This window comes from Streptomyces sp. NPDC033136, assembly GCF_055578235.1.
Genome location: NZ_JBVIPD010000001.1, coordinates 295,369 through 321,291, shown reverse-complemented (window position 1 = coordinate 321,291; position 25,923 = coordinate 295,369). Strand labels below are relative to the sequence as shown.

At 68.4% G+C, this 25,923-nt stretch carries 20 protein-coding genes, 2 tRNA genes and 1 pseudogene; 7 read left to right on the top strand and 16 right to left on the bottom strand.

From position 1 onward, the window contains the following. Positions 1–186: 186 nt before the first annotated feature. Entirely contained in the window at positions 187–381 is a 195-nt protein-coding gene (locus tag ACZ5TL_RS01505) for a hypothetical protein (RefSeq protein ID WP_468586480.1), read from the top strand. 399 nt (positions 382–780) lie between these two features. Here the strand turns inward: ACZ5TL_RS01505 and ACZ5TL_RS01500 are convergent, their stop codons facing one another. Together ACZ5TL_RS01500 and ACZ5TL_RS01495 are read right to left on the bottom strand one after the other, a co-directional pair. Beyond that, a complete protein-coding gene (locus ACZ5TL_RS01500) occupies positions 781–1,194 on the bottom strand; it encodes a DUF4333 domain-containing protein (protein ID WP_468586478.1) in 414 nt (137 codons plus the stop codon). An 81-nt stretch (positions 1,195–1,275) separates the two neighbouring features. Next, on the bottom strand, positions 1,276–2,157 hold the full coding sequence (locus tag ACZ5TL_RS01495; RefSeq protein WP_468586476.1) for an esterase/lipase family protein: 882 nt from the start codon (positions 2,155–2,157) through the stop codon (positions 1,276–1,278). A gap of 133 nt (positions 2,158–2,290) precedes the next feature. Between ACZ5TL_RS01495 and ACZ5TL_RS01490 the strand changes: the two genes are divergently transcribed. Further along, on the top strand, positions 2,291–4,660 hold the full coding sequence (locus ACZ5TL_RS01490) for a sensor histidine kinase (RefSeq protein ID WP_468586474.1): 2,370 nt from the start codon (positions 2,291–2,293) through the stop codon (positions 4,658–4,660). Next, a complete protein-coding gene (locus ACZ5TL_RS01485) occupies positions 4,657–5,313 on the top strand; it encodes a response regulator transcription factor (protein ID WP_468586472.1) in 657 nt (218 codons plus the stop codon). The genes ACZ5TL_RS01490 and ACZ5TL_RS01485 overlap by 4 nt, the downstream gene beginning before the upstream one ends. Before the next feature lie 105 nt (positions 5,314–5,418). On the opposite strand, the gene ACZ5TL_RS01480 is transcribed toward ACZ5TL_RS01485, so the two are convergent. From ACZ5TL_RS01480 to ACZ5TL_RS01465, 4 genes and pseudogenes are all read right to left on the bottom strand, one after another. Beyond that, entirely contained in the window at positions 5,419–6,660 is a 1,242-nt protein-coding gene (locus ACZ5TL_RS01480) for a PQQ-binding-like beta-propeller repeat protein (RefSeq protein WP_468586470.1), read from the bottom strand. A 308-nt stretch (positions 6,661–6,968) separates the two neighbouring features. Beyond that, positions 6,969–7,577 (bottom strand): peptidoglycan-binding domain-containing protein, encoded by a 609-nt coding sequence (locus tag ACZ5TL_RS01475; RefSeq protein ID WP_468586468.1) that lies wholly within the window; start codon positions 7,575–7,577, stop codon positions 6,969–6,971. Positions 7,578–8,322: 745 nt separating this feature from the next. Beyond that, positions 8,323–8,494: pseudogene (locus ACZ5TL_RS01470) on the bottom strand (DNA-binding protein); the annotation flags it as partial. Between the two features lie 345 nt (positions 8,495–8,839). Then, positions 8,840–8,912, bottom strand: a tRNA-Ala gene (locus tag ACZ5TL_RS01465). Positions 8,913–9,093: 181 nt separating this feature from the next. Here ACZ5TL_RS01465 and ACZ5TL_RS01460 point away from each other — a divergent pair. Both ACZ5TL_RS01460 and ACZ5TL_RS01455 read left to right on the top strand, forming a co-directional pair. After that, entirely contained in the window at positions 9,094–9,642 is a 549-nt protein-coding gene (locus tag ACZ5TL_RS01460; protein ID WP_190900819.1) for a helix-turn-helix domain-containing protein, read from the top strand. Positions 9,643–9,874: 232 nt separating this feature from the next. Continuing rightward, complete coding sequence (locus ACZ5TL_RS01455; protein WP_468586466.1) at positions 9,875–11,404, top strand: serine/threonine-protein kinase; 1,530 nt, start codon at positions 9,875–9,877, stop codon at positions 11,402–11,404. Between the two features lie 37 nt (positions 11,405–11,441). Here ACZ5TL_RS01455 and ACZ5TL_RS01450 read toward each other — a convergent pair whose 3' ends face one another. Together ACZ5TL_RS01450 and ACZ5TL_RS01445 are read right to left on the bottom strand one after the other, a co-directional pair. Continuing rightward, a complete protein-coding gene (locus ACZ5TL_RS01450) occupies positions 11,442–12,737 on the bottom strand; it encodes a hypothetical protein (protein WP_468586464.1) in 1,296 nt (431 codons plus the stop codon). A gap of 206 nt (positions 12,738–12,943) precedes the next feature. Continuing rightward, positions 12,944–13,072, bottom strand: a complete 129-nt coding sequence (locus ACZ5TL_RS01445; RefSeq protein ID WP_003999697.1) for a DLW-39 family protein — start codon at positions 13,070–13,072, stop codon at positions 12,944–12,946. Positions 13,073–13,409: 337 nt separating this feature from the next. Here ACZ5TL_RS01445 and ACZ5TL_RS01440 point away from each other — a divergent pair, with 337 nt between their 5' ends. Together ACZ5TL_RS01440 and ACZ5TL_RS01435 are read left to right on the top strand one after the other, a co-directional pair. Continuing rightward, the gene (locus ACZ5TL_RS01440; RefSeq protein WP_468586462.1) at positions 13,410–13,778 is read left to right on the top strand and encodes a DUF6344 domain-containing protein; all 369 of its coding nucleotides are present in this window, start codon (positions 13,410–13,412) and stop codon (positions 13,776–13,778) included. A 995-nt stretch (positions 13,779–14,773) separates the two neighbouring features. Beyond that, positions 14,774–14,986 carry a hypothetical protein gene (locus ACZ5TL_RS01435; protein ID WP_468586460.1) on the top strand — a complete coding sequence of 71 codons (213 nt, stop codon included), beginning with the start codon at positions 14,774–14,776 and terminating at the stop codon, positions 14,984–14,986. A 55-nt stretch (positions 14,987–15,041) separates the two neighbouring features. Here ACZ5TL_RS01435 and ACZ5TL_RS01430 read toward each other — a convergent pair. From ACZ5TL_RS01430 to dnaN, 8 genes are all read right to left on the bottom strand, one after another. Beyond that, positions 15,042–15,118: transfer RNA gene (locus ACZ5TL_RS01430), tRNA-Ile, on the bottom strand. A gap of 120 nt (positions 15,119–15,238) precedes the next feature. Continuing rightward, entirely contained in the window at positions 15,239–16,021 is a 783-nt protein-coding gene (locus tag ACZ5TL_RS01425; protein WP_468586458.1) for a DUF3566 domain-containing protein, read from the bottom strand. 19 nt (positions 16,022–16,040) lie between these two features. Continuing rightward, on the bottom strand, positions 16,041–18,635 hold the full coding sequence (gene gyrA, locus ACZ5TL_RS01420; RefSeq protein WP_468586456.1) for a DNA gyrase subunit A: 2,595 nt from the start codon (positions 18,633–18,635) through the stop codon (positions 16,041–16,043). 42 nt (positions 18,636–18,677) lie between these two features. Continuing rightward, the gene (gene gyrB / locus ACZ5TL_RS01415; protein ID WP_468586454.1) at positions 18,678–20,738 is read right to left on the bottom strand and encodes a DNA topoisomerase (ATP-hydrolyzing) subunit B; all 2,061 of its coding nucleotides are present in this window, start codon (positions 20,736–20,738) and stop codon (positions 18,678–18,680) included. Between the two features lie 388 nt (positions 20,739–21,126). Next, positions 21,127–21,684, bottom strand: a complete 558-nt coding sequence (locus ACZ5TL_RS01410) for a DciA family protein (RefSeq protein ID WP_468586452.1) — start codon at positions 21,682–21,684, stop codon at positions 21,127–21,129. After that, positions 21,681–22,802: a DNA replication/repair protein RecF gene (gene recF, locus ACZ5TL_RS01405; RefSeq protein ID WP_468586450.1), complete on the bottom strand. Its 1,122-nt coding sequence runs from the start codon at positions 22,800–22,802 to the stop codon at positions 21,681–21,683. Before recF ends, ACZ5TL_RS01410 begins: the two co-directional genes overlap by 4 nt. A 36-nt stretch (positions 22,803–22,838) precedes the next feature. Next, the gene (gene gnd, locus ACZ5TL_RS01400) at positions 22,839–23,714 is read right to left on the bottom strand and encodes a phosphogluconate dehydrogenase (NAD(+)-dependent, decarboxylating) (protein WP_468586448.1); all 876 of its coding nucleotides are present in this window, start codon (positions 23,712–23,714) and stop codon (positions 22,839–22,841) included. Between the two features lie 210 nt (positions 23,715–23,924). Continuing rightward, positions 23,925–25,055, bottom strand: coding sequence for a DNA polymerase III subunit beta (gene dnaN, locus ACZ5TL_RS01395; protein ID WP_468586446.1), 1,131 nt, complete (start codon positions 25,053–25,055; stop codon positions 23,925–23,927). Positions 25,056–25,923: the final 868 nt, after the last annotated feature.

The following is a 25,923-nucleotide window of genomic DNA, read 5'->3' as shown; positions in this document are numbered from 1 at the left end:
GGAGTCAAACCTGAGATTGTTACATGCCAGCACGGCCACTGACGTTTGCAATCCGCAAACTACTGACAGAAAGTTCCCTGTTCAATCCACTCATGGACCAGCACGAGGGGCGGTTTGCCGCAAGCAGCGGCCCGCGCCTCGCCGGTGACCGGTTCGGTCAGCGAGCACCCGTCTCCGGTTCGGGCCGTGGCGGCGCTCGCTCTCGGCGACATCACCTACCTGCCCACCTCCGAGGGCTGGCTCTACCTCGCCTGTTGGCTGGCCACCCGCGAGATCCTCGGCTACGCGATGGCCGACCATCACCGCGCTTCCCTCGTCGTGGACGCCCCTGAAGATGGCCCACGCCGGGCGGCACTGCGCCGCATGCGTCATACACAGTGATCGCGGCAGCGAGTACACCTCGGCTGAATCCGCGACAGCGTACGGGAGTTGGGCCTGCGGCAAAGCTTGCGGACGCACCGGATCCTGATTCGACAACGCCTCCGCGGAAAGCTTCTGGGCGCTCCTCAAAGAAGAGATCGGCACCCGCCTCCGGCCCGACCGGGCCACCGCCCGCACTGAGGTCTTCAACTTCATCGAGAGACCCTGGGCAACAGGGTCATCGAGACCTTCTACAACCGCCGCCGCCTACGCAAGCACCAAATCTTCGGCTACCTCACACCGGCTGAGACCAGACAGCGGCATCAACACGCCCTCGCGGCGTAGACATCGAGTTGTCCAAGATCACGAAGAAACGTCATATCGTCTGGCGGGCGCTCACCGGCTTCTGAGAGGTCATGTTCACCGGACGCTGTCGTCGACCTTGAAGTTGTAGTTGACCTGCTTGCCGTTGACCGACGTGGCGGTGACGGTGACGCCGAGGGTGTCGCTGCCGGCGGTGAGCTCGCAGCGGATCGTGGCGCCGACTCGGGCCGGGAGGTGCTCAGGGCAGGTGACCCGGTCGGGGCGCTGACCAGTGTCCGTGGTGAGCTTCTCGGAGATCGTCTGCGCGACCCGAGCCTTGTGCACGGCCCCGTCCTCGCTGACGCCTGCGTTCCCGGGCTCCGCGGGGGCGTCATCAACGGCGGGCGTTTCCTCGTTGGCCGTCGCCTCGCTCTTCTTCTCCGCGTCGCCGATGCTGAAGGAGCATCCGGTGGCGAGAAGCACCGTCAGCGCGGCCGCGGCCGCCATCCTGTTGCGCTGCACGTACTGCATTCCGTCCCATGTTGTGGTGATAAAGGTGCGGTCCTCTGTGTCGCGACGACCGCACCTCCATTACGCCGAGTTCAGTGGAGATCAGGTCGTGGAGTGCCAGTAAACCGCCAGGCGTGCCTGCCCCACGGGAGAGATGCGCTTGTGCCAATCAGTCCATGTCGTGGAGTACTTGATCCTGCCATTGTGCCTTCCGGAGCTGACAGTCCTGAGTTCGTTGTGGCTGATTCCGTCCTTGTACTGGACTTCGTGGTTCGCAGCGCCGGCGATACCGGACGATCCAGAAACGGTCTTGTCGTCCAGCGACGAAACGGTGGTCCAGTCGGTGCTCATGTTGCCGTATCTGGTGGTACTCGGCATCTTGTTCGGGAGATTCTTGAGGAACGCACTGCCCGGCGTCATGTCCTTGCACTGCCGCCACTTCACGGTCGCATTGCAGAGACCGAGCCAATTGCTGATGGCTCCGGCGTGCGGGGTGCCAAGTGTGACGACGTCCTCGATGTAGAGCTTCGTCGGGAAGCCCGCGGCGCGCTGGTGGGTGTAGTGCAGAGCGGCGCGGACGACGAGACCGCCCATGGAGTGGGCGACGACGTCGACCTTCTTGCCGTTCTGCGTGTAGTGCTTGGAGACGTAGTTCGCGAACTTCTTGGCCACTTCCTTGATGGACGTGTCGCGGCTGCCGCCGGCATTGTACGAGCATTTCTTGTTGCCCGAGTAGTAGCCGAAGGTGAGCAAATTTCCCTTCCACCCATTGTTCTCGAAATGCTTGCGGGCGGTGCGGAAGTAATCGGCGCAGTCGTGCGTACCGCCCGGAGCGAATCCGTGAACAAAGATGACCCGGTTTCCGTTCCCGTTCGACCGGGACGGCTTCGTGGCCGCACTGGCCGGTGCGGCGGTGAGCATGGCGATGGCAGTCGCCAGCATCACGGAAAGGAGCAGCGTGAGCCGTCTCTGCAAATCCTGCATGGAAATCCCCCGTTTCCCGTTTCTGAGTGTGGCCTTTCGACGGGCACGTTAGCCCGGCCCGGTCACAGGGTGTGCCGGTCGTTCGCCCCACAGCTGGCCCTGCCTCGTTCGCAGGTCAACTACTCTCGGCCTCATGTGGCTAAGGGGGTACGAGGGGAACAGCGAGCGCCTGCTGATCCGGGCCGTGGAGCGGTACGGGGTATGGCTCAGGTCCGCCGTCGTCTGCCTGTGCGGTGCGCTGGGCCTCGTCTTGGCGGATGGCACGGAGATCCCCCTGGCGACGGCTCTGTTCGTGCCCGCTCTTTTCGCCTGCGGTGTACGCCTCTACTCGCTGCGCCGCCCGCTCCCGTTCGCCCTGCTGTGGCCGTTGGACGCGGCCGTGGTGATGTTGACGGGGCTGTCTCAGCCGGTGCTCGGCGGTGAGGGCGCGGATGTGATGGTGGAGGCGGTCGTCGGCATCAGCCTCATCGCTTTCCAGTTCGAGTGGGCTACGCGCCCTGTGACCGGGGCTGCCCTGGCCGTGTGGGGAGCCGTCGCCTGCGCGCTGGGTGACATCCTCTCCTCGCCCACGTACAGCGCCGACTCGATCCCCCTGGTACGCATGCTGATCCAGGTGGGCCTGTCGAGGGCTGCCTACCTCATCGTTCGGGCGCGGGCCAGAGCGGCTGACCGGTCGGCCGCGAACAGGGCGGCCTTGCGCCGGGAGGCCGAAGTCTCCGCAGCACGGCGGGCGACCGAGCGCGAGTACCTGGCGACCCTGCACGACACGGCGAGCGCGACGCTGCTGATGGTCTCTCAAGGCGACGGCCGGGACTGGTCGTGGCTGCCTCCACGTGCCAGACAAGATCTGGAGGCATTGTCCGCCATGCCCGGATTCGAGACAGGGAGCGTCGACCTCGCGGCGCTTCTCGGTTGCGTGCCCGAGGGCGAGGGACAGGGCAGGGTGCAGCTCAAGAGGCACATAGACGGCCCGCTCGCGATTCCGTCCGGCCCCGGGCTCGCGATATTCAACGGGGTCCGGGAGGCGGTCACCAATGTGGCACGCCATGCCGGGGTGCGGGAAGCGGAGCTCAGGGCATGGACAGAGGGGGACGGCACCGTCGTCGAACTGTCCGACGCGGGACGGGGCTTCGACCCGGAGTCCGTCTCCGCACGGCGCCGGGGCATCTCCGGTTCCATCATCGGCAGGATGCACGCAGTCGGAGGCACCGCTTCCGTCACCTCTCATCCGGGCACCGGAACCCGCGTGCAGTGGCGCTGGCCCGACCGGGTCCAGGCGTCACAGACAGGGGACGGAGCGAAGGCGACCGGCGTACCGCGCCGGCCCCGCGCCCAGGCACAGCACATGGCTGTCGTCCGCTTGTTCCGCGGGCAGTTTCTTCACGGGGCCCAGCAGGTCGCGCTGCTGATCTGCCTGGTGTGGCAGTTCACCATCTCGCTGCGCCGACTCATAGTCCACCAGGACGTGTACCACTCTGCGTGGGCACAGACAGCGGCCTTCGTCTGCCTCGCCGCCGTCGCGGCCGCCGGGGGCGCCTATCTGTGGCGTGACAGGCAGATCCCGCCGAGGGTGCGCGGGTGGAGCCTGGGCTCGGTGCTGGCCGTTTCGGCGGTATGCGCGTTCACACTCCCGCCGGAGCAGTCGACGGGTGCGGCGGACTGGGCGTTCGGAGTGGTCGGCTGGCATGCGCTGTTCCTGCTGGCAGACCTGCGGGTCAGGGTGTTCGCGGCGTTCCTCGGGGCGCACATAGCGCTCAACGCGACCGCTGTGGCCCTGTCCGGGGCGCCAACCGCCGCCGAGTCGGCCGTCCTGGGGATTTCCACGATCGGCAGCTGCGGCCTCCAGCTCTCCGTCGGCGTACTGATGACGCACCTGCAACACGGCACGGCACCGGCAGCGGGGTCAGCGGCCGCGCGGGAGGAGGAACTGCGTACCCGGGAACGCATCCACGAGCACTTGCAGAGTGATCACAAGGAGCGCTACCGCGCGCTGACGGCGACGACAGTGCCACTGCTCGTGGGCCTCGGCCACGGTGTGCTGAGTCCGCACGACGAGGAGGTCCGGCTGCGGTGCGGTGTGGAGGCCGCCCGAATGCGCCGCCTGTTCGCCGAGGGCGATGCCGTCGCCGACCCGCTTCTGAACGAGTTGCGGGCATGCATCGAGGTGGCCGAACACCAGGGGGTGAGGGTGAGCCTGGCCGTACGCGGCCGACCAGGTGAGGTGCCTGTGGAGGTACGCAGGGAGCTGATCGACCCGGTGGCGGTGACGCTGGGCCGCACCCGCTCGACCGCGCGGGTGACTGCCGTATGGACCCCCCGCACGGTACGGGTCAGCGTCGTCGGCGTGGACTGCGTCGACGGCCGCGACCCGGGAGAGACCGCCGCCTCGCACGGCCGTGCCACGGAGTCGAACGTGTCCGTGGTCAGAACCACGCGTGGCGAAAGTGTGTGGGCGGAAGCCAGTTGGAGCAGATCGGCGGCCTCAGGAGTTGCCCTGACATGAGTAGCGACGCAGCAGTCAGCGTAGTCATCATCGACGATCATCCCGCCATCCTCGCGGGCGTGGAGATGTGGTACGCCGCATCGCCGCGGCCCGTCACGGTGGTCGCGGCAGGCGGCTCTGTTGGGGACGCCTGGACCGCGCCGGGCAGCACGGCCGATGTCGTCATCCTGGATCTGCAACTGGGCGATGACGGCCTCGCCTTCGGCGACCTTCGAAGACTCGTCGACGCCGGGAGACAGGTGGTCGTCTATACGATGCGGGACGACGAGAAGACAGCGCTCACCTGCCTGGACCTGGGAGCCGCGACCTTCCTGACCAAGAGTGAGGGCCAGGACCACTTGGTCGAGGCGACGCTGGCAGCAGCCGACGAGCGGCCCTACATGCCGCCCGCCCTGGCCGGCGCGCTGGGAACGAACGCCCGTGCCGACCGCCCCCAGCTCTCCGCGCGTGAGGAGAACGTGCTCATAGAGTGGTTCCAGTCCGAGTCGAAGGAACTGGTCGCGCAGCGCCTCGGCATCTCCGTGCGGACGGTCAACTCGTATCTGGACCGGGTGCGGATCAAGTACGCGAACGTCGGCCGCCCCGCACGAACCAAGGCAAGCCTGGTCGCCCGGGCCATCCAGGACGGGCTGGTCGACGTTGACGACCTCTGAGCCTGCCGCTGAAGCTCAGACCGTCGCTGTGTTTCCGTCCATGCCGGCGGACCAGAGCGCGGTCATGAGCCGAATCACGGGAAGCAGCCGGTTGATTCCCCGCCCTCAGCCGGGCAGGGCGTGCAGCCTCTTGCCGTGCAGGGCGAAGACGTGGGTGCCGTCGGTGGCCACAAGCCATGCGTGGTGATCGCCGGAGTTGTCGTTGAACGTCCAGCGCAGGGCGCCGGTTTTCATATCGAAAGCGTGGATACCGCCATGCTTGTCGAGGTCGGTGGCGCCGTAGAGGGTGCCGCCCGCCTTGACGAACTGCCGGGGCACCTGGGCCCTCGCGTCCGCCAGGGCCTTGGACTGCCAGATCTGCCTGCCGGTCTGCGGCTCGATGGCCCAGAGCGTTCTACCGCTGTCCGCGACATACAGCACATCTTCCAGGACGGCCGGCTCCTTGAAGGCGTTGAACCTCCCGGTCCGCAAGGACCACTTCTCGGCGCCGTCGGAGAGGTTGAAGGCCTGGAGCTTCGGCCCTTGCGGGATGATCACCAGGTCCTGGTGGACGGCGAAGAAACCGTAGTTCCCCTTTGTCGTCTTATGGGTCCACACCTGCCTGCCGGTGGCGGTGTCGCGAACCGTGAGATTCTTCTTGAAGTCGGTGTAGAGGAGGTAACGGCCCTGTACGGCGGCCTGCACGCCGTTCTGCTGGGTGCCGAGGTCCCGCTGCTCCTTCCACGCCACCTGGCCCGTACTGCTGTTCAGCGCGGCGATCACGTTGGCGCGGGACGAACCGTCGTCCTCAAGGATCTCGGCAATGACGTACACCTGCTCCTCATCCACCGCGACCGGCCTCGGCTGCCGGTGCTCCTTGCCCAGGTGGCTGCGCCACGTCTCCTTGCCCGAGGCCGGGTCGTATCCGCCGACGGTGCCGTCGTACTTGCCGCTGGCCAGGTACAGGGTGCCGTTGCCGAGCAGGAGCGGCGCACCGGGCACCGTACCGCCCTCCAGCGACCACCGCTCCTGTCCGGTCGCCGCGTCGAGGCCTGCAAGCGGATTACCAGTCGCGATCACCACGCCCTCCGCGGCCACGAGCTCGTCGTTGTCCCCGTACGTCTGCGCAGAGGTCTGCGTCGTCCACAGCGCCTTAGGGGCCTGCCCGTCCTCGGCGGTGGCGCCAGGGCTGCCGGTGCCCTCGCGGCGCGAGCCGGCGCTGTCTGCGGCGTCTGCGCCGCCGGTCACGTCCTCGCGGCAGCCGACGGCTCCGGCTCCCAGTGCGGCCAGTACGAGGCCGCCCCCCGCCAGCCGAAGTGCCTGCCGCCGGGAAGGCGTTCCGCACCCTGCACTGTGCCCTGTAGGCATGTCGACTTACCCCCGTCAACCAGAAAGATGAGTTAGGTCACTCCGGTCGGCTTTACACAAGCCGCTGACCAGATCCGACAGCGCCGGAGCAAGTGACACAGAGGGACTCACGAGACACCAGCCTCGTACTTCGCAGGCCACCCGAGAGGTTCGCCACAGCGGCATGCCGAGCGCCTGATCGTGACCGAGGTGGACCGGGACAGCCGGAGTCCCTGCGGTTCCGACCGTCGGACGATCGGATGTGGCCCCTTGATTTCATGGTCGGGTGATCTGCGAAGTACTACCGGGTCAGCGCGTCGTAGCGCTGCCTAGGCGCAGGCCGGCAGAGTGCTGCGCGAGAAGTCGCGCACGTTGGTGGTGGTCTTGTCGTTGCCGTAGTTCCCGATCCAGACCGTGAGGCTCTTGCTGTCGTACGCCCGGGCGTGCACCCGGCCCTGGATGGCGATCCGGTTATTCGCGATGGCATCTCCGAAGACATGACCACCTTCCACGTAGAGCGCCCACCTGGCGCTCTTGCCCGAGTTGTTCCACACGGAGTAGCGGAATTGCGTCGAATTCGCCTCGCACATGTACACCGTGACCCCGGACTTCCATCCCAGCGCCTTGCCGTAGGCCCCCAGCTTCCGCCAGGTCTGAGGTCCGACCTTGCCGTCGACGCTGATGCCGGCATCGGCCTGGAACGCCCGGACGCGGCTCCGCGTCCCCGAGCCGTACACGCCGTCCACACTGAGCGCGCCCAGCCTCCTCTGGAGCACCTTCACACAGGTGCCACGGCTGCCGTAGCTCAGGTAGGTGCTGGAACAGGTCGCTGCCTCCGCGGAGGGCGAGGACGCGGCAGAGAACGCGAACGTCGAGGCGACCACAGTGAGGGCTGCGGGCAATGCCGTCAGCACACGGGCGCGAAGGGTGGCAAACATGGCGGACCTTTCATCGATGATGTCAGAGCGTCCCGAATGGGGCCCTGTCGGACATGGCACCGCATCAATGCACAGGGGCCCGGTACGCAGCACGCACCCTGGCCCGAGTGATGAGCGGAAGAGATAAGAGTGAGGTCATGCACGCCTGCCCTGGTCGGCGGCAGCCCCGTACGACGGGCACGGTAGCCCGGCCCGGTCGCTGAGTGTGCCGGTCGTTTGCCCCACAAGAAACGGTCGCCGCGCATATCGGAATACGCGCAAGGCCGTGGACGAATGGATAGCGTCCCGCTGAGTGGTGCAGCCGATCAAAGCAGCGGAATCCGCAGGTCGGGGACGGCGGCTCTACCGCGGCTGGGTGGTCAATTCGCCTCAGCAGGGCGCCTCGTGGACTGCCGCGTCTACGGAGATCGTCAGCGGCCTCATACCGGAACCCGCAACGCTTGATCGCCTACACCACGACGCGGGACGCGACAGACGACGAAGGTCGTGTCCCGCCGGGTGGTGTAAGCGATCATGCGCCTCGCCCTCCGGAATCTGGCTCGCGAGGATCTCTCCGCTGGGCGCGGCACACGAAGCGGCCCGGTCGGCCGCCGGGAGCGCCCCGGCCGCTCGAAGTCCCCAGCCGTGGCCTGCGAGTTCCGGTCCCTTGATCGGCTGCACCACCCGGCGGGACACCATCTTCGCCGCCGCACCCGCCGCCCAGGCCGCCACGACCTGGAAGCCCATGACAAGTCTGCGAGGCTGTCGCATACGTGTGACCGTGCAGCCCAGCCTCCGTCAACAGCGACGAGGACGCCTTCGCCTCCTCATCACCCACCGGAAGGCCGAAGGCCGGACAGCACCCAGTTCAGCCGGGCCTTGTTCATGCCCGCGTGGACAGCCTCGATGATGGTGAGCGCGCAGACCACCACCTCCATGCCTCCCTTCGGGCAGGGAGAGACTGACCCGCGTCGCCGGCCCCTCGCCGATGCTGTACGCCGTCTCGGACACACCCTCATGGTGTCAAACAAGTAGGAAACCAGAACGCCGCGCACGACCCAGCCGACCCCAGGAGCCTGCCAGGGGCCAAGGAGACCAGCGCCCCCGAGGCTCCGCGTGAGCCCAGGGACCCACCGGGGGAGAAAGAGCCGCCCAAAACCCCTCTCATCACAGGCCTGCGGGGACTCACGTCCCCACCGCCGCGCTGACACGTCAGCACGGAAAATCGGAACAAAAAACACCCCCCTGACTGCTTTTCCACAGGTCAGAGGGGTGCAAGCAAGTGGAGCCTAGGGGAGTCGAACCCCTGACATCTGCCATGCAAAGACAGCGCTCTACCAACTGAGCTAAGGCCCCGGAAGAGGACGTCCGACCGGAGAAACCGCGTCCCGGCGGGCGTCGGAGACCAGAGTACCGGGTCACCCCCGTGGTTCCGCAAAAAGATTGGGGGTCCCCGTTGCCGACCACTCTCCGTAAGATGCTCGGCGTGGTTCGCTACCGCGAACCGCCGTACTTGGGGAAGCGATGGGGAGACGCAATGGACGCCGCACAGCAGGAAGCAACCGCAAGAGCGCGGGAACTGCAGCGGAACTGGTACGGGGAGCCGCTGGGGGCGCTCTTCCGTAGGCTGATCGACGATCTTGGTCTCAACCAGGCTCGTCTCGCGGGGGTGCTGGGACTGTCCGCGCCGATGCTGTCCCAGCTGATGAGCGGTCAGCGGGCGAAGATCGGTAATCCGGCTGTGGTGCAGCGGGTGCAGTTGCTGCAGGACCTGGCGGGGCAGGTCGCGGACGGCAGCGTGAGCGCGGCCGAGGCCACCGAGCGTATGGAGGAGATCAAGAAGTCACAGGGAGGCTCGGTGCTCAGCAACACCACGCAGACGACGAGCAGTTCGGGGGCGCCCACGGTCAAGCGCGTCGTCCGCGAGATCCAGTCGCTGCTCCGGTCGGTCGCGGCGGCCGGCGACATCATCGACGCCGCCGACACCCTCGCCCCGACCCACCCGGAGCTGGCAGAGTTCCTCCGGGTCTACGGCGCCGGCCGCACCTCGGACGCCGTCACGCACTACCAGTCCCACCAGAGCTGATCCCACCGTCCGGCCGCCGAAGGGGGTTCGGCAGCGGGCTGTGAGTGAGGTGACGGGGGATGCGTCACGGTACGGGCGGGCACGAGGGGGCGTGTTCCGTACGGGGGACCGGTCGACGCGAGGGGGACGTGTATCGCTCGTCGGGGGAGCCGTTTCGCCCGTAGGGGAGTCGTAGTGCTCGCCGAGGGGGAGGCAAGGGGGGACACCGCAGGGGGAGGAGCGACGGACAGCCATGGGTGAGGTCTTCGCCGGCCGGTACGAACTGGTCGACCCGATCGGACGCGGAGGGGTCGGCGCCGTCTGGCGCGCCTGGGACCACCGCCGCCGTCGCTACGTGGCCGCCAAGGTCCTGCTCCAGAGCGACGCGCACTCGCTGCTGCGCTTCGTCCGCGAACAGGCCCTGCGGATCGATCACCCCCATGTGCTCGCCCCCACCAGCTGGGCCGCAGACGATGACAAGGTCCTGTTCACCATGGATCTGGTCGCCGGCGGTTCCCTGGCCCATCTCGTCGGGGACTACGGTCCCCTCCCGCCTGCCTTCGTCTGCACCCTGCTCGACCAGTTGCTGGCGGGGCTGGCGGCGGTGCACGCGGAGGATGTCGTCCACCGTGACGTCAAGCCGGCCAACGTGCTGCTGGAGGCCACCGGCACGGGCCGGCCGCGGCTGCGGCTGTCCGACTTCGGCATCGCGATGCGGTTGGGCGAACCGCGCCTGACGGAGACCAACCTCGTGGTGGGGACGCCCGGTTACCTCGCGCCCGAGCAGATGATGGGCGCCGAGCCGGACTTCCCCGCCGACCTGTTCGCCGTAGGACTGGTCGCGCTGTATCTGCTGGAAGGCGCGAAGCCGGACAGCAAGGCGCTCATCCAGTACTTCGCCGAGCACGGGACGCCCGGTGCGCCCAAGGGCATCCCTGAGCCGCTGTGGCAGGTGGTGGCCACACTGCTCCAGCCGGACCCGCAGGCGCGGTTCCGTACGGCCACGGGGGCGCGCAAGGCGCTCGCCGCCGCGGCGGAGCTCCTTCCGGAGCCGGGCCCGGACGACGAACTGATCGAGATCTTCGACCAACTCGGCCCACTGCCACCAGGGTTCGCGCCCGAGGGGCCGCTGGAGCGGGCGAAAGGGCTGGGGCCCGGAGAGGCGCCGTCGGAGCCGGGAGCGGGCGAGGAGCGGCCCGGACAGCAGGCCGGCACGAGTACGGGCGAACAGAGGTTCCAGCAGGAAGAGCCGGTGGCCGGGCACGGCACCGACACCTCGGGCAGCTTCTGGTCCGGCCCGAGCGCACAGGCCGCGTCGTCCGGCCCCCGCCGGGCCTCCGACCCGTCAGTCGCCCCCGCCGGGCTGCCCTCCATGTCGGACACCGGAAGCTTCCACCTGCCGCCTCCGCAGGCCACGGTCACCTCCTCCCCCACGCCCGGACAGCACGTGCGGGCTCAGCCACCGCACCAGCGACCGTCTGTCTCGCACCAGCAGCCGCCTGTCTCCCCCTACGACCCCACGCACCCGCCGTCCCCCGCGCAGCCGCTGCCTCCGGTGTACGCCGCCCAGCCTCTGCCGCCCGCGGAGCAGTACCGCGCCGAGAGCTCCACAGCCTCGTACACCACCCGGAGCCCACAGGCCCCACCGGCGGGCCAGGCGTCCTCACGGCACCGGGCACAACGGCCTCCCCGCCCCGGCCCCCCGGCCAAGGTGGCGATCCCGATCCTTCTCCTGGCGCTCGTCTGCTACGCCGTGGGCTTCTGGGCACTGACCCGCATCTGAGGGCCCCGCAACCCTCGCACGAGCCCCGGAGCCGGTCCTACGCGGCGCTCCTGCGCCGGGCCAGCACGGTCCACACTGCGAGGCCCACCAGCAGCGCGCTCCCGGTGCCGATGCCGCCCACGGCGACAGCCCTCATCGCGGTGTCGTCACCCGCGGGCACGCCCTCCGCGGCCGCCTCCCGGTCCTGCTCCGAGACCTCGAAGACGCCCTTCGGATCGGACTCGCCCGCGTACTCGGGTCCGCCCTGCGCCGTCCCGCTCACCCGGACGCGCAGGGTCATCGGGAACGGCCCGTCCCCGAAGCTGTCGGCGACGTTCTGGGAGAGGTGGGCGACGAGGTAGTAGGAGCCGGCGAAGCGCAGCGCGCCGATCTGGGCCCGGGCTGCGTTGCGGTTGGCATGATCGACCGGCGGCAGGGGAGGCAGGCTGCTGGAGTTCTGGTCGCCGTCGTAGCCGACGCCGAGGTCGGCGACCGGACCGCGCGCGGGGTTGTAGAGGGCCAGGTCCAGCGCGTCCTGCGCGTAGCCGGTGCCGCCGGAGTCGGTGCTGCCCAGGTCGGCGGTGACGGAGAGCTGCTGTCCCCAGTCGACCGGAACCTCGTAGAAGAGCGTCTGGCCGGGCCGGACGTAGTCCCGCCAGACTCCGTGGTCCAGCGGCCGGGCCCGGGAGAACCCCGCACCGCCCGGGCGGCGCTCGGCCTCTCCCTGGAGGGGCTGGGGCGTGGCGGAGTTCCATACCCCAGGCGCGGCGGTCGCCCCGGTCTTCGCCGTCCCCGGTTCCGTCATGGCGAGGAGTTCCAGGTCCCAGGCGTCGGGCGAGGAGCCCTCGCCCTCCGGGTCGACGCGCTCGACGGACACGTAGTAGGCACCGCTCTTCCGGCACAGGGACCTGTTCGGCGCGATCTCGCGCATGCCCCATGCCGCGATCGGGTGGGGGCTGCGGGCGGCGCCGAAGCTCGCGGTGTTATCGGAGCAGGAGTGGCCCTCGGCGTCCTGCACGGACACCTTGACCCCGTCGATGACGGAGACGGTGCTGTCGGGGGAGGGGACGGCGGTGACGGACACGTAAGCGTTCGAGGCGGCGTCGAGTTCGAGGCGGTAGTTGACCTTGCCGCTGCTCGGGAGGGAGCTCCTGTAGGACGTGCCGGGCGTCAGGGCCTCGGCGTCGGCGGTGCTCCGGGCCCCCTCGATGCTCCGGGTACCCTCGGCGAAGGCGTAGGGGCTCGGCGGCCCAGCCGTAGCGGAGGCCCCTGGGGCGGCCAGGGCGGCCTGCCCCGGCGCCACGGCAGCTGTCGCCCCCAGCACCACCGCCACGGCTCCCCTGCGCACGGCCACCGACGGACGCGCGCGCCACGTCCCCGCACGCCGCCCCCACGCCGTACGGCACCGTCCCCTCACGCGCCACCCCTCACCGTCGCCGGACCACGAACCGTGAAACCGTGGCCCATCCTGCCCCGCCGACGCGGTTCACGACCGTCCCTCGGCACACAAAACCCCGACCGCGAGGCGGCCGGGGTGTGTTCGGTCTGGGTTGTCGTGACTCACGAACCCGTGGGCACGGAGTCAGTCGCCTCCGTCCACAGATCCTGCTCGGCGCGATCCGCCTGGATCTGGCGGTACACGAGGAGCCCGCCGATGGCGGCCAGTGCGACCAGGAGAAGCTTCTTCACCGCGCGACCTCGTCTTTCCTTGACGTAGGGGACCTCTGGCGCCCGACTATACACACCGACCGATACCGATCGGTGACCTGAGTCGGCCCTCAACTCCCGTCCCGGACACCGGGAGAGAAGCGGAGTTCACCGCTCCGATCTGAGGGTGATCACACCTCGACGGACGGTTACTTCGTCCGCTCTTCACCTTCTTTTCGCCATTTTCAACCCTCTTGCGTCCATACGGGTGGTGTTCATCTGAACATCGCCGCGCCACGGGCGTCGGTCCGCCACTTCTCAGCCGTCATACACATCATGAGGAAAGTACGCAAATCGCCCGACCCGAAAGTGAGGGGCCATGGCCCGGAACAAGGTCATGAAGCTGTGGACCGCCATCGTCACCGCCTTCCTCGCGCTGTGCACGACGCTCGGACTCGTCACCACGACCGCCGCCGCGGCGGTACCGCAGGCCGAGCAGAAGCGCAACAGCGCCAGCAACGGCAGCATCCCGCAGCAGCGGCTGGCACCGGCGACGCTCCCCTGGACCCAGGCCAGGGCCCTGCCCCCCACGATGAAGCAGCGCATCCGCGCCGAGGCGCACAACAAGGCCCCCCGCTGCCGCCACCGCCCCCTCACGGACACGGCGTCCTCGCCCGGCACGGACTGCACCGACGAGGACGCCGACACCGACACCGAGGCGGACCGCCTCACACCCCTCCAGCGCTGATACCCGGCACGACATCCTGGCGATCCCGCGTACAGAGCCCGGCAGCTCGACAGAGCCGCCGGGCTTACGCATGTCCCGGGTGCCCCGACCGACGAGCCTCTGAGGACCTATCAGGTCGATCGAGGCGCCCTCTCGACCATGATGAGCCTCCGCAGAACCCTGGTCCGGCTACCGCTGAGGTTCGGCGTCGATCGGCGCCATACGCCCTTGTTGGTGTCAGCCACTGGTGTCAGACGACCTAGTCAGACGACCTAAAGCCCCTTGACAGTTCGGCCGTTCCTCTGTGTTCCCCACCGGATGGGGCAGGCTCGGGGGCGGTCAGTCTTCGGCGGGACTGGGGGCCGTGAGGTCGACCCATATCCACGGCTTGCGATCCCAGTCGCGCACCTTGCCTATCACTAGGTCGACGGTCGCCCCCACTGGCGGCAGCTCCTGCACGAGTCGCTTCACCCCTGGCTCGCTTCTGCGGCTGAGAGGTCGTCTCGGTTCATCAGCCATGGCGGCATCCTCCTCCTCAACCCACCACTCACCCCAGCTCCCGTCCCGTCCGCCGTCGACCCACACACCGTGGAGCGGGCGTGGTTCCTGGCGTCCAGGTGGAGCGCGCCACTGTACGAACGACCTGGACGCCAGGAACCGCGTCTGCTCGGCTATGCCTGGGTCGGCGGTGGACGGGATGGGAGCTCCCCGCGCACGCCCTCTACGGGCCCGCAGTCGGCGACGGTGCCCCCTCCGGGTCAAGCAGGTCCAGCGGGTCAAGGACGTCGGTCTGGTCCTCAAGGACCTCAAGACGGAGTCCTCACAGGCCGTGCTCCCGCTTCCCGAGTTCTGCGCCCGTGTCCTGGAGGAGCGGCACGAGCTGCGAGCCCTGGAACGGAAGATCGCCAGTGAGTACTGGTCCCAGGAGCCGGATCAGCACTTGATCTTCTCCTCGGAACACGGCGGCATGATCGACCCCGTGGGCTTCTCGCGCATCTTCGATCGGCTCGTCAAGCGTGCCGGCACGCCGGATCACGGTCCGCCTCGCCCGGCACACGTGCGGGACCCTGCTCGCCTTCCTGAAGGTGCGTCCCAAGGCCGCGCAGGCGATCCTTCGACACAGCCAGATCAGCATGACCATGGATGTCTACACGCACGTGGTAGGGGACAGCGAGCGGGAAACAGTCGGCATGCTCGCCGAACTCCTGGAAGATCCACTCATCGGCTGATGTCAGCCATGGATGTCAAAGACCCCCAGCCGGTATCGACTGGGGGTCTTTTCGCTGGTGGGGCTAACAGGATTTGAACCTGTGGCCTCATCCTTATCAGGGATGCGCTCTAACCAACTGAGCTATAGCCCCGCCGCGCTCTGCGGTGTGTCCCGCGCGCTGACTCCTGAAGATTAGCGCACGACATGGGCAGTCCCAAAATCGGTTGTCGGATGCAACGCCAGGGCAACGCGGGGACAACGCCGGCAGACGTCACTCGTCCTCGGCGAGCGTCAGCTCCACACCGCCCACGAAGCCCGCGGAGAGGTTGTAGATGAACGCGCCGAGCGTCGCGAGGGCCGTCGCGAGGACCACGTCGATGACCGCGATGATCGACGTGAACATCAGGACGTTGGGCAGCGACAGGAAAGCCTGCAGGTCGAAGCCGTTGGACTCGTTCGAGCCGGTCGCCTCGGAGACCGTGCCGCCGACCGTCGAGAAGACGCCCATCGCGTCCATGACCATCCACAGCACGGCCGACGCGACGATCGTGCAGATGCCCAGCGCGATGGAGAGCAGGAAGCTGACCTTCATCACCGACCACGGGTCGGCCTTCGCCACCCGCAGGCGCGCCTTGCGTACGCGGGGCGTGGTGCGCACCCCCGTGCGCGGACGCCGTACGGCAGCCGTGGCACCCGCGCCGGCACCGGCCGCCGCCCCCTGCTGTGCCGGGTAGGCCTGCGGCGGGTGGTACGGCCCGGCCTGCGCTTGCGTCTGCCGCTCTCCCGGCAGGGGGGAGGCCGGCTGCGGCTGGGCGCCCGATGCGGCCGCGCCCGCGCCGGACTTGTGCTGGGTCTGCGGACCTCGGCTGTCCGTCACTGTTCCCCCCTGGGAGTCATGTGAGGCAGACGAGGGCGCGTCCTTGGCCGGGGACTTGATCGCCTTCAGGTTGGTCGTGTGCGGGTCCGCCGCACGCGCGGCGGAGCCACGGCCGCCGTCGTCCGTTTCCGTACCCCTCGAGGTACCGCTCGGTCCGGCGCCCGTGGCTCCGCTCACGCTGACTCACTCCTCGTGCCTACTCGGACGAGGGCACCTCACCCTCGTCCGTGCCGGTGGTAGCGGCACCCTCGGCGGTCTCGTCGACGACCACGTCGCCGTCGACCTCCTCCGCCTCGCGTCCCGCCTCGGCGTTGCGAGCGATGCCTACGACGGCATCGCGCTTGCCCAGATTGATCAGTTGGACGCCCATGGTGTCACGGCCGGTTTCCCTGATCTCGTTGACTCGCGTACGAATCACACCGCCCGACAGCGTGATGGCGAGGATCTCGTCGGTCTCCTCGACCACCAGCGCGCCGACGAGGGACCCACGGTCCTCGACGATCTTGGCGGCCTTGATGCCGAGGCCGCCGCGACCCTGGACGCGGTACTCGTCGACGTTGGTCCGCTTCGCGTACCCGCCGTCTGTGGCAGTGAACACGAACGTACCGGGTCGAACAACATTCATCGAGAGCAGCTCGTCACCCTCGCGGAAGCTCATGCCCTTGACACCCGAGGTGGCACGGCCCATGGGACGCAGGGTGTCGTCCGAGGCGGTGAACCTGATCGACTGGGCCTTCTTGCTGATCAGAAGCAGATCGTCGTCGGCCGAGACCAGTTCGGCTCCGATCAGTTCGTCGTCCGAACCGTCCTGACCCTCACGTAGGTTGATGGCGATCACACCGCCGGAACGCGGTGAATCGTAATCCTTCAGAGGCGTCTTCTTCACAAGTCCGGCCTTGGTGGCGAGGACGAGGTACGGAACCGCCTCGTAGTCGCGGATCGCCAGGATCTCCGCGATCGCCTCGTCCGGCTGGAAGGCGAGCAGGTTGGCGACGTGCTGGCCTCGGGCGTCCCGGCCGGCGTCGGGCAGCTCGTAGCCCTTGACGCGGTAGACGCGGCCCTTGTTGGTGAAGAACAGCAGCCAGTGGTGCGTGGTGGACACGAAGAAGTGGTCGACGATGTCGTCTTCCTTGAGCTTCGTGCCCCGGACGCCCTTGCCGCCGCGCTTCTGGGCGCGGTAGTCGTCGGTCTTGGTGCGCTTGATGTAGCCGCCCCGGGTGACCGTGACGACGATGTCCTCCTCGGCGATCAGGTCCTCGATGGACATGTCGCCCTCGTAGGGGATCAGCGTCGTCTTGCGGTCGTCGCCGAACTTCTCGACGATCGCGGCCAGTTCCGCGCTGACGATGCCGCGCTGACGGACCGGGGAGGCCAGGATCTCGGTGTACTCGTTGATCTTCGCCTGGAGCTCGTCGTGCTCCTGGACGATCTTCTGGCGCTCCAGGGCGGCCAGTCGGCGCAGCTGCATCTCGAGGATGGCGTTGGCCTGGATCTCGTCGATCTCCAGCAGGCTCATCAGGCCGCCGCGGGCGATCTCGACGGTGTCGCTGCGCCGGATCAGCGCGATGACCTCGTCGATGGCGTCCAGGGCCTTCAGCAGACCGCGCAGGATGTGCGCCCGCTCCTCGGCCTTGCGCAGCCGGAAGCGCGTACGGCGGACGATGACCTCGATCTGGTGCGTCACCCAGTGACGGATGAACGCGTCCAGCGACAGCGTGCGCGGCACGCCGTCCACCAGCGCCAGCATGTTGGCGCCGAAGTTCGTCTGCAGGTCCGTGTGTTTGTAGAGGTTGTTCAGCACGACCTTGGCGACTGCGTCCCGCTTCAGCACGATGACCAGGCGCTGGCCCGTGCGCGAGGAGGTCTCGTCGCGGACGTCCGCGATGCCGCCGATCTTGCCGTCCTTGACCAGGTCAGCGATCTTCTGGGCGAGATTGTCGGGGTTGACCTGGTACGGGAGTTCCGTGACCACCAGGCACTGGCGGTTCTGGATCTCCTCGACCTCGACGACCGCGCGCATGGTGATGGAGCCGCGGCCGGTGCGGTACGCCTCCTCGATGCCCCGGCGGCCGACGACCAGGGCGCCGGTCGGGAAGTCCGGGCCCTTGATGCGCTCGATCAGCGCGTCCAGCAGCTCCTCGTGGGAGGCCTCGGGGTTCTCCAGGTACCACTGGGCACCCGCGGCGACCTCGCGCAGGTTGTGCGGCGGGATGTTGGTGGCCATGCCGACCGCGATACCGGCCGAGCCGTTGATCAGCAGGTTCGGGAAACGGGCCGGCAGGACGGTCGGCTCCTGGGAGCGGCCGTCGTAGTTGTCCGTGAAGTCGACGGTCTCCTCGTCGATGTCGCGGACCATCTCCATCGACAGCTGCGCCATCTTGCACTCGGTGTACCGCATGGCCGCGGCCGGGTCGTTGCCCGGGGAGCCGAAGTTGCCGTTGGAGTCCACGAGCGGCATGCGCATCGACCACGGCTGGGCGAGGCGCACCAGCGCGTCGTAGATGGAGGAGTCGCCGTGCGGGTGGTAGTTGCCCATGACGTCGCCGACGACGCGGGCGCACTTGTAGAAGCCGCGCTCGGGGCGGTAGCCGCCGTCGTACATGGCGTACAGCACGCGGCGGTGGACGGGCTTGAGGCCGTCACGGACGTCCGGCAGCGCACGCGAGACGATGACGGACATCGCGTAGTCGAGGTACGAGCGCTGCATCTCCGTCTCGAGCCCGACGGGCTCGACGCGCATGGCCAGGGGGTCACCCTCGGGCGTCGTCACGGGAGTGTTCTCGTCGGTCATTGCTGGTGAAGATCCTTCCTGATGCGGTCAGCTGAGACCGACTCAGATGTCGAGGAAGCGGACGTCCTTGGCGTTGCGCTGGATGAACGCGCGGCGGGCTTCGACGTCCTCGCCCATGAGGACCGAGAACAGGTCGTCGGCCTGGGCGGCGTCGTCGAGGGTGACCTGGCCGAGGACGCGGTGCTCCTGGTCCATGGTCGTGATGCGCAGTTCCTCGGCGTTCATCTCGCCGAGACCCTTGAAGCGCTGCACGGAGTCGTCCTTGATGCGCTTGCCCGCGTTGCGGCCCATCTCGATCAGGGCGTCGCGCTCGCGGTCGGAGTACGCGTACTCGAAGTCGTCCTTGCCCCACTTGATCTTGTAGAGCGGCGGGCGGGAGAGGTACACGTGCCCGGCCTCGACCAGGGGCCGCATGAAGCGGAACAGGAAGGTCAGCAGCAGGGTGTTGATGTGCTGGCCGTCGACGTCGGCGTCAGCCATCAGGATGATCTTGTGGTAGCGCAGCTTCTCGATATCGAAGTCCTCGTGGACTCCGGTACCGAAGGCCGAGATCAGCGCCTGGATCTCCTGGTTCTGCAGGATCTTGTCGATCCGCGCCTTCTCGACGTTGAGGATCTTGCCGCGGATCGGGAGGATCGCCTGGTACTGCGGGTTGCGGCCGGACTTGGCCGAGCCGCCGGCGGAGTCACCCTCGACGATGAAGATCTCGCACTTCGTGGGATCGTTCGACTGGCAGTCGGAGAGCTTGCCCGGCAGGGACGCGGTCTCCAGCAGTCCCTTGCGGCGGGTGAGGTCACGGGCCTTGCGGGCCGCCACGCGCGCGGTGGCCGCCTGGATGCCCTTGCGGATGATGTCCGCGGCCTCGTTCGGGTTCCTGTCCAGCCAGTCCGCGAGGTGCTCGTAGACGACCCGCTGCACGAAGGTCTTGACCTCGGTGTTGCCCAGCTTGGTCTTGGTCTGGCCCTCGAACTGGGGCTCGCTCAGCTTGACCGAGATGATCGCCGTCAGACCCTCGCGGATGTCGTCGCCCGTGAGGTTGTCGTCCTTCTCGCGCAGCAGCCTCTTGTCGCGCGCGTACTTGTTGATCAGCGAGGTCAGCGCGGCGCGGAAGCCCTCTTCGTGCGTACCGCCCTCGTGCGTGTGGATGATGTTGGCGAAGGAGTACACGCCCTCGGTGTAGCCGCCGTTCCACTGCATGGCGACCTCGAGGGACAGGTGCTTGTCCTTGTCCTCGGCCTCCAGGTCGATGACGGTGGGGTGCACCGCCTCGCCCTTGCGGGAGTTGAGGTACTTCACGAAGTCGACGATGCCGCCCTCGTAGTGGTACGAGACGGCCTTGACCTCATGCTTCTCGTCCTCGCCCGCCTCGTCCGCCCCGGCGGTGGCCTTCGCCGACTCACGCTCGTCGGTGAGGTTGATCCGCAGGCCCTTGTTGAGGAAGGCCATCTCCTGGAAGCGCCGCGACAGCGTCTCGAAGGAGTAGTGCGTGGTCTCGAAGATGTCCGGGTCGGCCCAGAAGGTGACCGTGGTGCCGTGCTCGTCCGTGGCCTCGTGCTGGGCGAGCGGGGCCGTCGGGACGCCCAGCTTGTAGTCCTGGGTCCAGCGGTAGCCGTCGGTCTTGATCTCGACGGACACCTTGGTCGACAGGGCGTTCACGACGGAGACACCCACGCCGTGCAGACCGCCGGAGACCGCGTAGCCGCCGCCGCCGAACTTTCCGCCCGCGTGCAGCACCGTCAGCACGACCTCGACGGCCGGCTTGCCCTCGGATGGGACGATGCCGACCGGGATGCCACGGCCGTTGTCGACGACCCGCACTCCGCCGTCGGCGAGGATCGTCACGTCGATGGTGTCCGCGTGACCGGCCAGCGCCTCGTCGACGGAGTTGTCGACGACCTCTTGCACAAGGTGGTGAAGTCCGCGCTCACCGGTCGAGCCGATGTACATACCGGGGCGCTTGCGGACCGCGTCCAAGCCCTCGAGGACGGTGATGGCGCTGGCGTCGTACGAGGCGGTGACCTCGCCGTTCGACGAGGTCACCGCGACGTTCTCGCCGGCGTCTGTGGACGGGATGTTCTCGTTGGAGTTGCCGGAATCGGCCACGAAGCGCCCTTTCTGGCACAGCACCAGCCAGGCTCGTCGGCGGGTTGCCGGAGCGGCTGCGGCATGTTGCGTTGGTCAGCCTTGATCAGCGTTGCTCAGCTTTTCCCGGACGGTCCCCACGATTGGGGGCGGGATTGCTTCCAGTCTACCGGTAGCGGTGACACTGATGGGGGTTTGCCGGTACCTGAGTCCGCATGTGCCGCCCTCGACGGGTCTCGTCCGACTCCCGATATGCGGATGGGGGCTCCAAGAGGCTCACGGAGGCACTCAGCGCTTCCGGCCGTCCACCCTTGGCTACTTCGGAGTCAGGTCGCGACAAGCAATGGCGTCCGGTGGCACGACGGGACGACCGCACCCGGCGAACAGGGCACCGGAGACGTGACGTAAGTCACCTGTAGGTGTCACCCGGACCACTGCTGCCGGGGGCACGCAGGGGGCCGTACCGGCGAGGCGGACCACCGGGTCCCATGACCTTGATCTGCCGCACGGTGCCGTGGCCCAGATCCTCGTTGAGGCGCGCCACCAGGGTCGGGGCGAGCAGCCGCAGGTTCGTCGCCCAGGCCGTCGAGTCGCAGCGCACGCTCAGGACGTGCTCGTCCTCGTCGTACTTCTCCGGCACGCAGTGCTTGGCCACGTCGTCGCCGACGATCTGCGGCCAGCGGCCCATCACCCCGCCCACCGCGGCCGGGGCCTCCCAGCCGCGCTCGGTGATCAGCCGGTTGATCGCGGAGCCGAGCGCCATGGGGTCGCGGCCGTCGGCGCGCGCGCCGGAGCGCAGCCCGCCGCCACGGCGCGCCTGCTTCTTCTGCTGCGCCGCGTCCCCCCTCGCGCGTGCGGCCTCCTTCGCCGCGCGCAGCGCCACGCGCGCGAGGTCGACGCCGGAGGGCTCGGGCTGCGTGGGGGGCTTGGCCGGCTGGGGGATGCCCCCGGGTGTGTTCTCCGTCATACGCGCTCCACCGTCCCCTCGGACACGGCGAACCGCGTCCCGGACAGCACATGCGGTACGTCGTCGTCGACCGCGGCGGTCACCAGGACCTGCTCGCCGGGGGCGACCAGCTCGGCGAGGCGCTCGCGGCGACGGGTGTCCAGCTCGGCGAAGACGTCGTCGAGTACCAGCACCGGCTCGTTGCCCTCGGCTCTGAGCAGGTCGTACGAGGCCAGGCGCAGGGCCAGCGCGTAAGACCAGGACTCGCCGTGGGAGGCGTAGCCCTTGGCGGGCAGCTGGCCGAGCTTGAGCTGGAGGTCGTCCCGGTGCGGGCCTATCAGCGTGACGCCCCGCTCGATCTCCTGCTTGCGGGCCTCGGCGAGCGCGGCCATCAGCTGCTCGAACAGGTCCTCGCGCGCGTGCGCCTCGCCCGGCGCCGACGGCTTGTACTCCAGGGCGAGCGGACCGCCGCCGGGCGCGAGCTGCTCGTAGGCCTTGTCGGCCAGCGGCTGGAGCGTGGCGATCAGGTCCAGGCGCTGGGCGAGCAGCTCGGCACCCGCGCGCGCGAGGTGCTGGTCCCATACGTCGAGCGTGGACATGTCCATGGTGCGGCCGCCGTGCCGCCGGGCGAGCGCGGCCGACTTCAGCAGGGTGTTGCGCTGCTTGAGGACGCGGTCGTAGTCGGAACGGACCCCGGCCATGCGCGGGGAACGGGCCGTGATCAGCTCGTCGAGGAAACGCCGCCGTTCACCGGGGTCGCCCTTGACCAGAGCGAGGTCCTCCGGGGCGAACAGCACGGTCCGTACGATCCCCAACACGTCACGCGGCCTGACCTGCGAGGACCTGTTGATCCGGGCCCGGTTGGCACGCCCCGGGTTCAGCTCCAGCTCGACCAGCTGCTGCCGGTCGCCCTGCCGGACCTGGGCGCGGATGATCGCTCGGTCGGCGCCCATGCGGACCAGGGGGGCGTCGGAGGAGACCCGGTGACTGCTGAGGGTGGCGAGATAGCCGACGGCCTCGACGAGGTTGGTCTTGCCCTGCCCGTTCGGGCCGACGAAGGCCGTCACCCCGGGGTCGAGCGGGACCTCGACCCGGGGGTACGAGCGGAAGTCGGCCAGCGACAGATGCGTGACGTGCATGGTCGTTTCGCCGACCTCCCAGGCCCTCGGTGCTGCTTACTTCTTCTCGACCGCGTGGCCGCCGAACTGGTTCCGCAGCGCCGCGATCATCTTCATCTGGGGCGAGTCCTCCTGGCGGGAGGCGAACCGTGCGAACAGCGAAGCGGTGATCGCCGGCAGCGGTACCGCGTTGTCGATGGCGGCTTCCACAGTCCAGCGTCCCTCGCCGGAGTCCTGTGCATGACCCCGGAGCCTGTCCAGGTGCTCGTCCTCGTCGAGCGCGTTGACCGCGAGGTCGAGCAGCCAGGAGCGGATGACCGTGCCCTCCTGCCAGGAGCGGAAGACCTCCCGGACGTCGGTGACGGAGTCGACCTTCTCCAGGAGCTCCCAGCCCTCGGCGTAAGCCTGCATCATCGCGTACTCGATGCCGTTGTGGACCATCTTCGCGAAGTGGCCCGCGCCGACATCGCCGGCGTGCACCGAGCCGAAGTCGCCCTCGGGCTTGAGGGCGTCGAAGACCGGCTGCGCCTTGGCGACGTTCTCGGCGTCGCCGCCGTACATCAGCGCGTAGCCGTTCTCCAGGCCCCACACGCCGCCGGAGACGCCGCAGTCGACGAAGCCGATGCCCTTGGCCGCCAGCTCCTCGGCGTGCTTCTCGTCGTCGGTCCAGCGGGAATTGCCGCCGTCCACGACGACATCGCCCGGCTCCAGCAGCTCGGCGAGCTCGTCGATGGTGGACTGCGTGGCCTCGCCCGCCGGGACCATCACCCAGACCACGCGCGGGCCGCTGAGCTTGCCCACAAGCTCCCGCAGGCTGTGGACATCGGCGAGGTCCGGGTTGCGGTCGTATCCGAAGACGGTGTGGCCCGCGCGGCGAATCCGCTCGCGCATGTTGCCGCCCATCTTGCCGAGGCCGACGAGACCGAGCTCCATCAGTTGTGTTCCTTAGGTTCTGCGACGTGGCGTGGCGGCACGTTCGAACCGCCAGGCACTTTCGTACCCACGTCCGAGCCTAGACCCGGACGCTCGCGCACATCTGTGGGCATACGCGCTCAGTCGTACGCCCTCACCTGCGGGTTTGCCCCCAGCCTATGGACAGCCGCCGACAGGCTCAGCCGGTCAAGGCCTTGCGCCGGAGCCGGCTCAGCCGCTGAGGCGCACCGGCATGATCAGGTACTTGTAGGCCTCGTCCGCCTCGGCGTCCAGCGCCGGCTTGCCGCTGAGCAGCGCGGGCTTGGTGGACGTCGTGAACGACAACTGGGCCACCGGGGAGTCGATGGCACTCAGGCCGTCCAGCAGGAAGGTCGGATTGAAGGCGATCGAGATGTCGTCGCCCTCCAACTGGGCGTCGACCCTTTCCACAGCCTGTGCGTCGTCGCTGGAACCGGCCTCCAGGATGAGCACGCCCTGCTCGAAGCTGAGCCGCACCGGGGTGTTGCGCTCGGCGACCAGGGCCACGCGCTTGACGGCCTCCACGAAGGGGGCGGTCTCGATGACGGCGACGCTGTTGAACTCCGTCGGGAACAGCGTGCGGTACTTCGGGAGGTCGCCCTCCAGCAGGCGGGTCGTCGTACGGCGGCCGGCGCCCTCGAAGCCGATGAGACCCTCGCCCGAGCCCGAGCCGGACAGCGCCAGGATCACCTGGTCGCCGCTGGTCAGGGCCTTGGCGGTGTCCAGGAGCGTCTTGGCGGGCACCAGGGCGACCGCGGAGGCCTCCGGGTTCTCCGGCTTCCACAGGAACTCGCGGACCGCGAAGCGGTAGCGGTCGGTGGACGCAAGCGTGACCGTGTCGCCCTCGATCTCGATGCGGACGCCCGTGAGGACGGGCAGCGTGTCGTCACGGCCGGCCGCGATGGCGACCTGGGCGGCCGCGGAGGCGAAGACCTCGCCGGGGACCGTGCCCGTCGCGTTCGGCATCTGCGGCAGGGCCGGGTACTCCTCCACAGGCAGGGTGTGGAGTGTGAACCGCGAGGAGCCGCAGATCACCGTCGCCCGTACACCGTCTGTGGAAATCTCCACCGGCCGGTTGGGGAGCGCGCGGCAGATGTCCGCGAGCAGGCGGCCGGAGACCAGGACCGTGCCCTCCTCCTCGACCTCGGCCTCGAGGCTCACGCGAGCGGAGACCTCGTAGTCGAAGCCGGACAGGCTCAGCTGGCCCTCCTCGGCCTTCAGCAGCAGGCCGGCGAGGACAGGCGCCGGCGGACGGGCCGGGAGGCTGCGGGCCGCCCAGGCCACTGCCTCCGCGAGTACGTCGCGTTCCACCCGGATCTTCACTGTTGCCGCCTCCTGCTGTTGCCGGCGCTTCTCGCTCTGCCTGGCCCTCGTCGTCTGTCTCGGTGTCGACGGTCCCTGTGACGGGGAGGACACCGGGGACCAGTCTGACGCACCGCACTGACAGTAGGTGCCTCTCGGGGTCAAGTCGTGACGAGGGGCGGTCGGGCACCGGAGAGCGAGTTGTGCACAGGACCCGCTTCGAAACGAATTCCCAGCTCTCTCTAGTCGGGAGTAGTAGTAGGGCCTGTGGATACCGTGGATAACCTCGTTTGCCCAGCTCAGAGCCGAAATTTTGTCCACCGGGCCTGTGGGTGGAGGCGGTGGACAACCAGGTGTCTCTGTGGAGAACGGAAAGTTCTGCACACGCCGTGCACAGGGAGAGGCGACTTCTCCCCAGCGCCGTCCCCAGCTTTACCCAGCTTTCCCACAGCCCAACCCGGCACCTTCGTGTGACGCCTTTCACTCGACCCGGTGAGGAGGCGCGTCACGTTGCCGAACAGTGGACAGGCATGTGGAGAAGGGGGCCTTCACTGGGGACAACCGCCCCCAGCCTGTGGGTTGCCGGTGGACAACTCGATGCACAGCCTGTGGACCAGTCCGTTGTCCACAGTCTGTGGAGATCGTTCGTCCACGAATCCACAAGTACCTGAGCTGGCCTGATGGTCTTTCAGTAGTGCCCTCTGTGGACGCAATCTGGACAACTCCCCGGTCCCCAGGATGTGGACGGGAGAAAGTCCCCGAATCTGTGGAGGGAGGCCGTAACCCGGCAGGTATTCGAACAGTGGGGTGCGATCGGGTGCCGGAGGTGCGGGCCGGGATCCGCCCGAGGAGGCCCGGAAGCGGGCCTCCTCGGGTCGGGGAGGCGGCC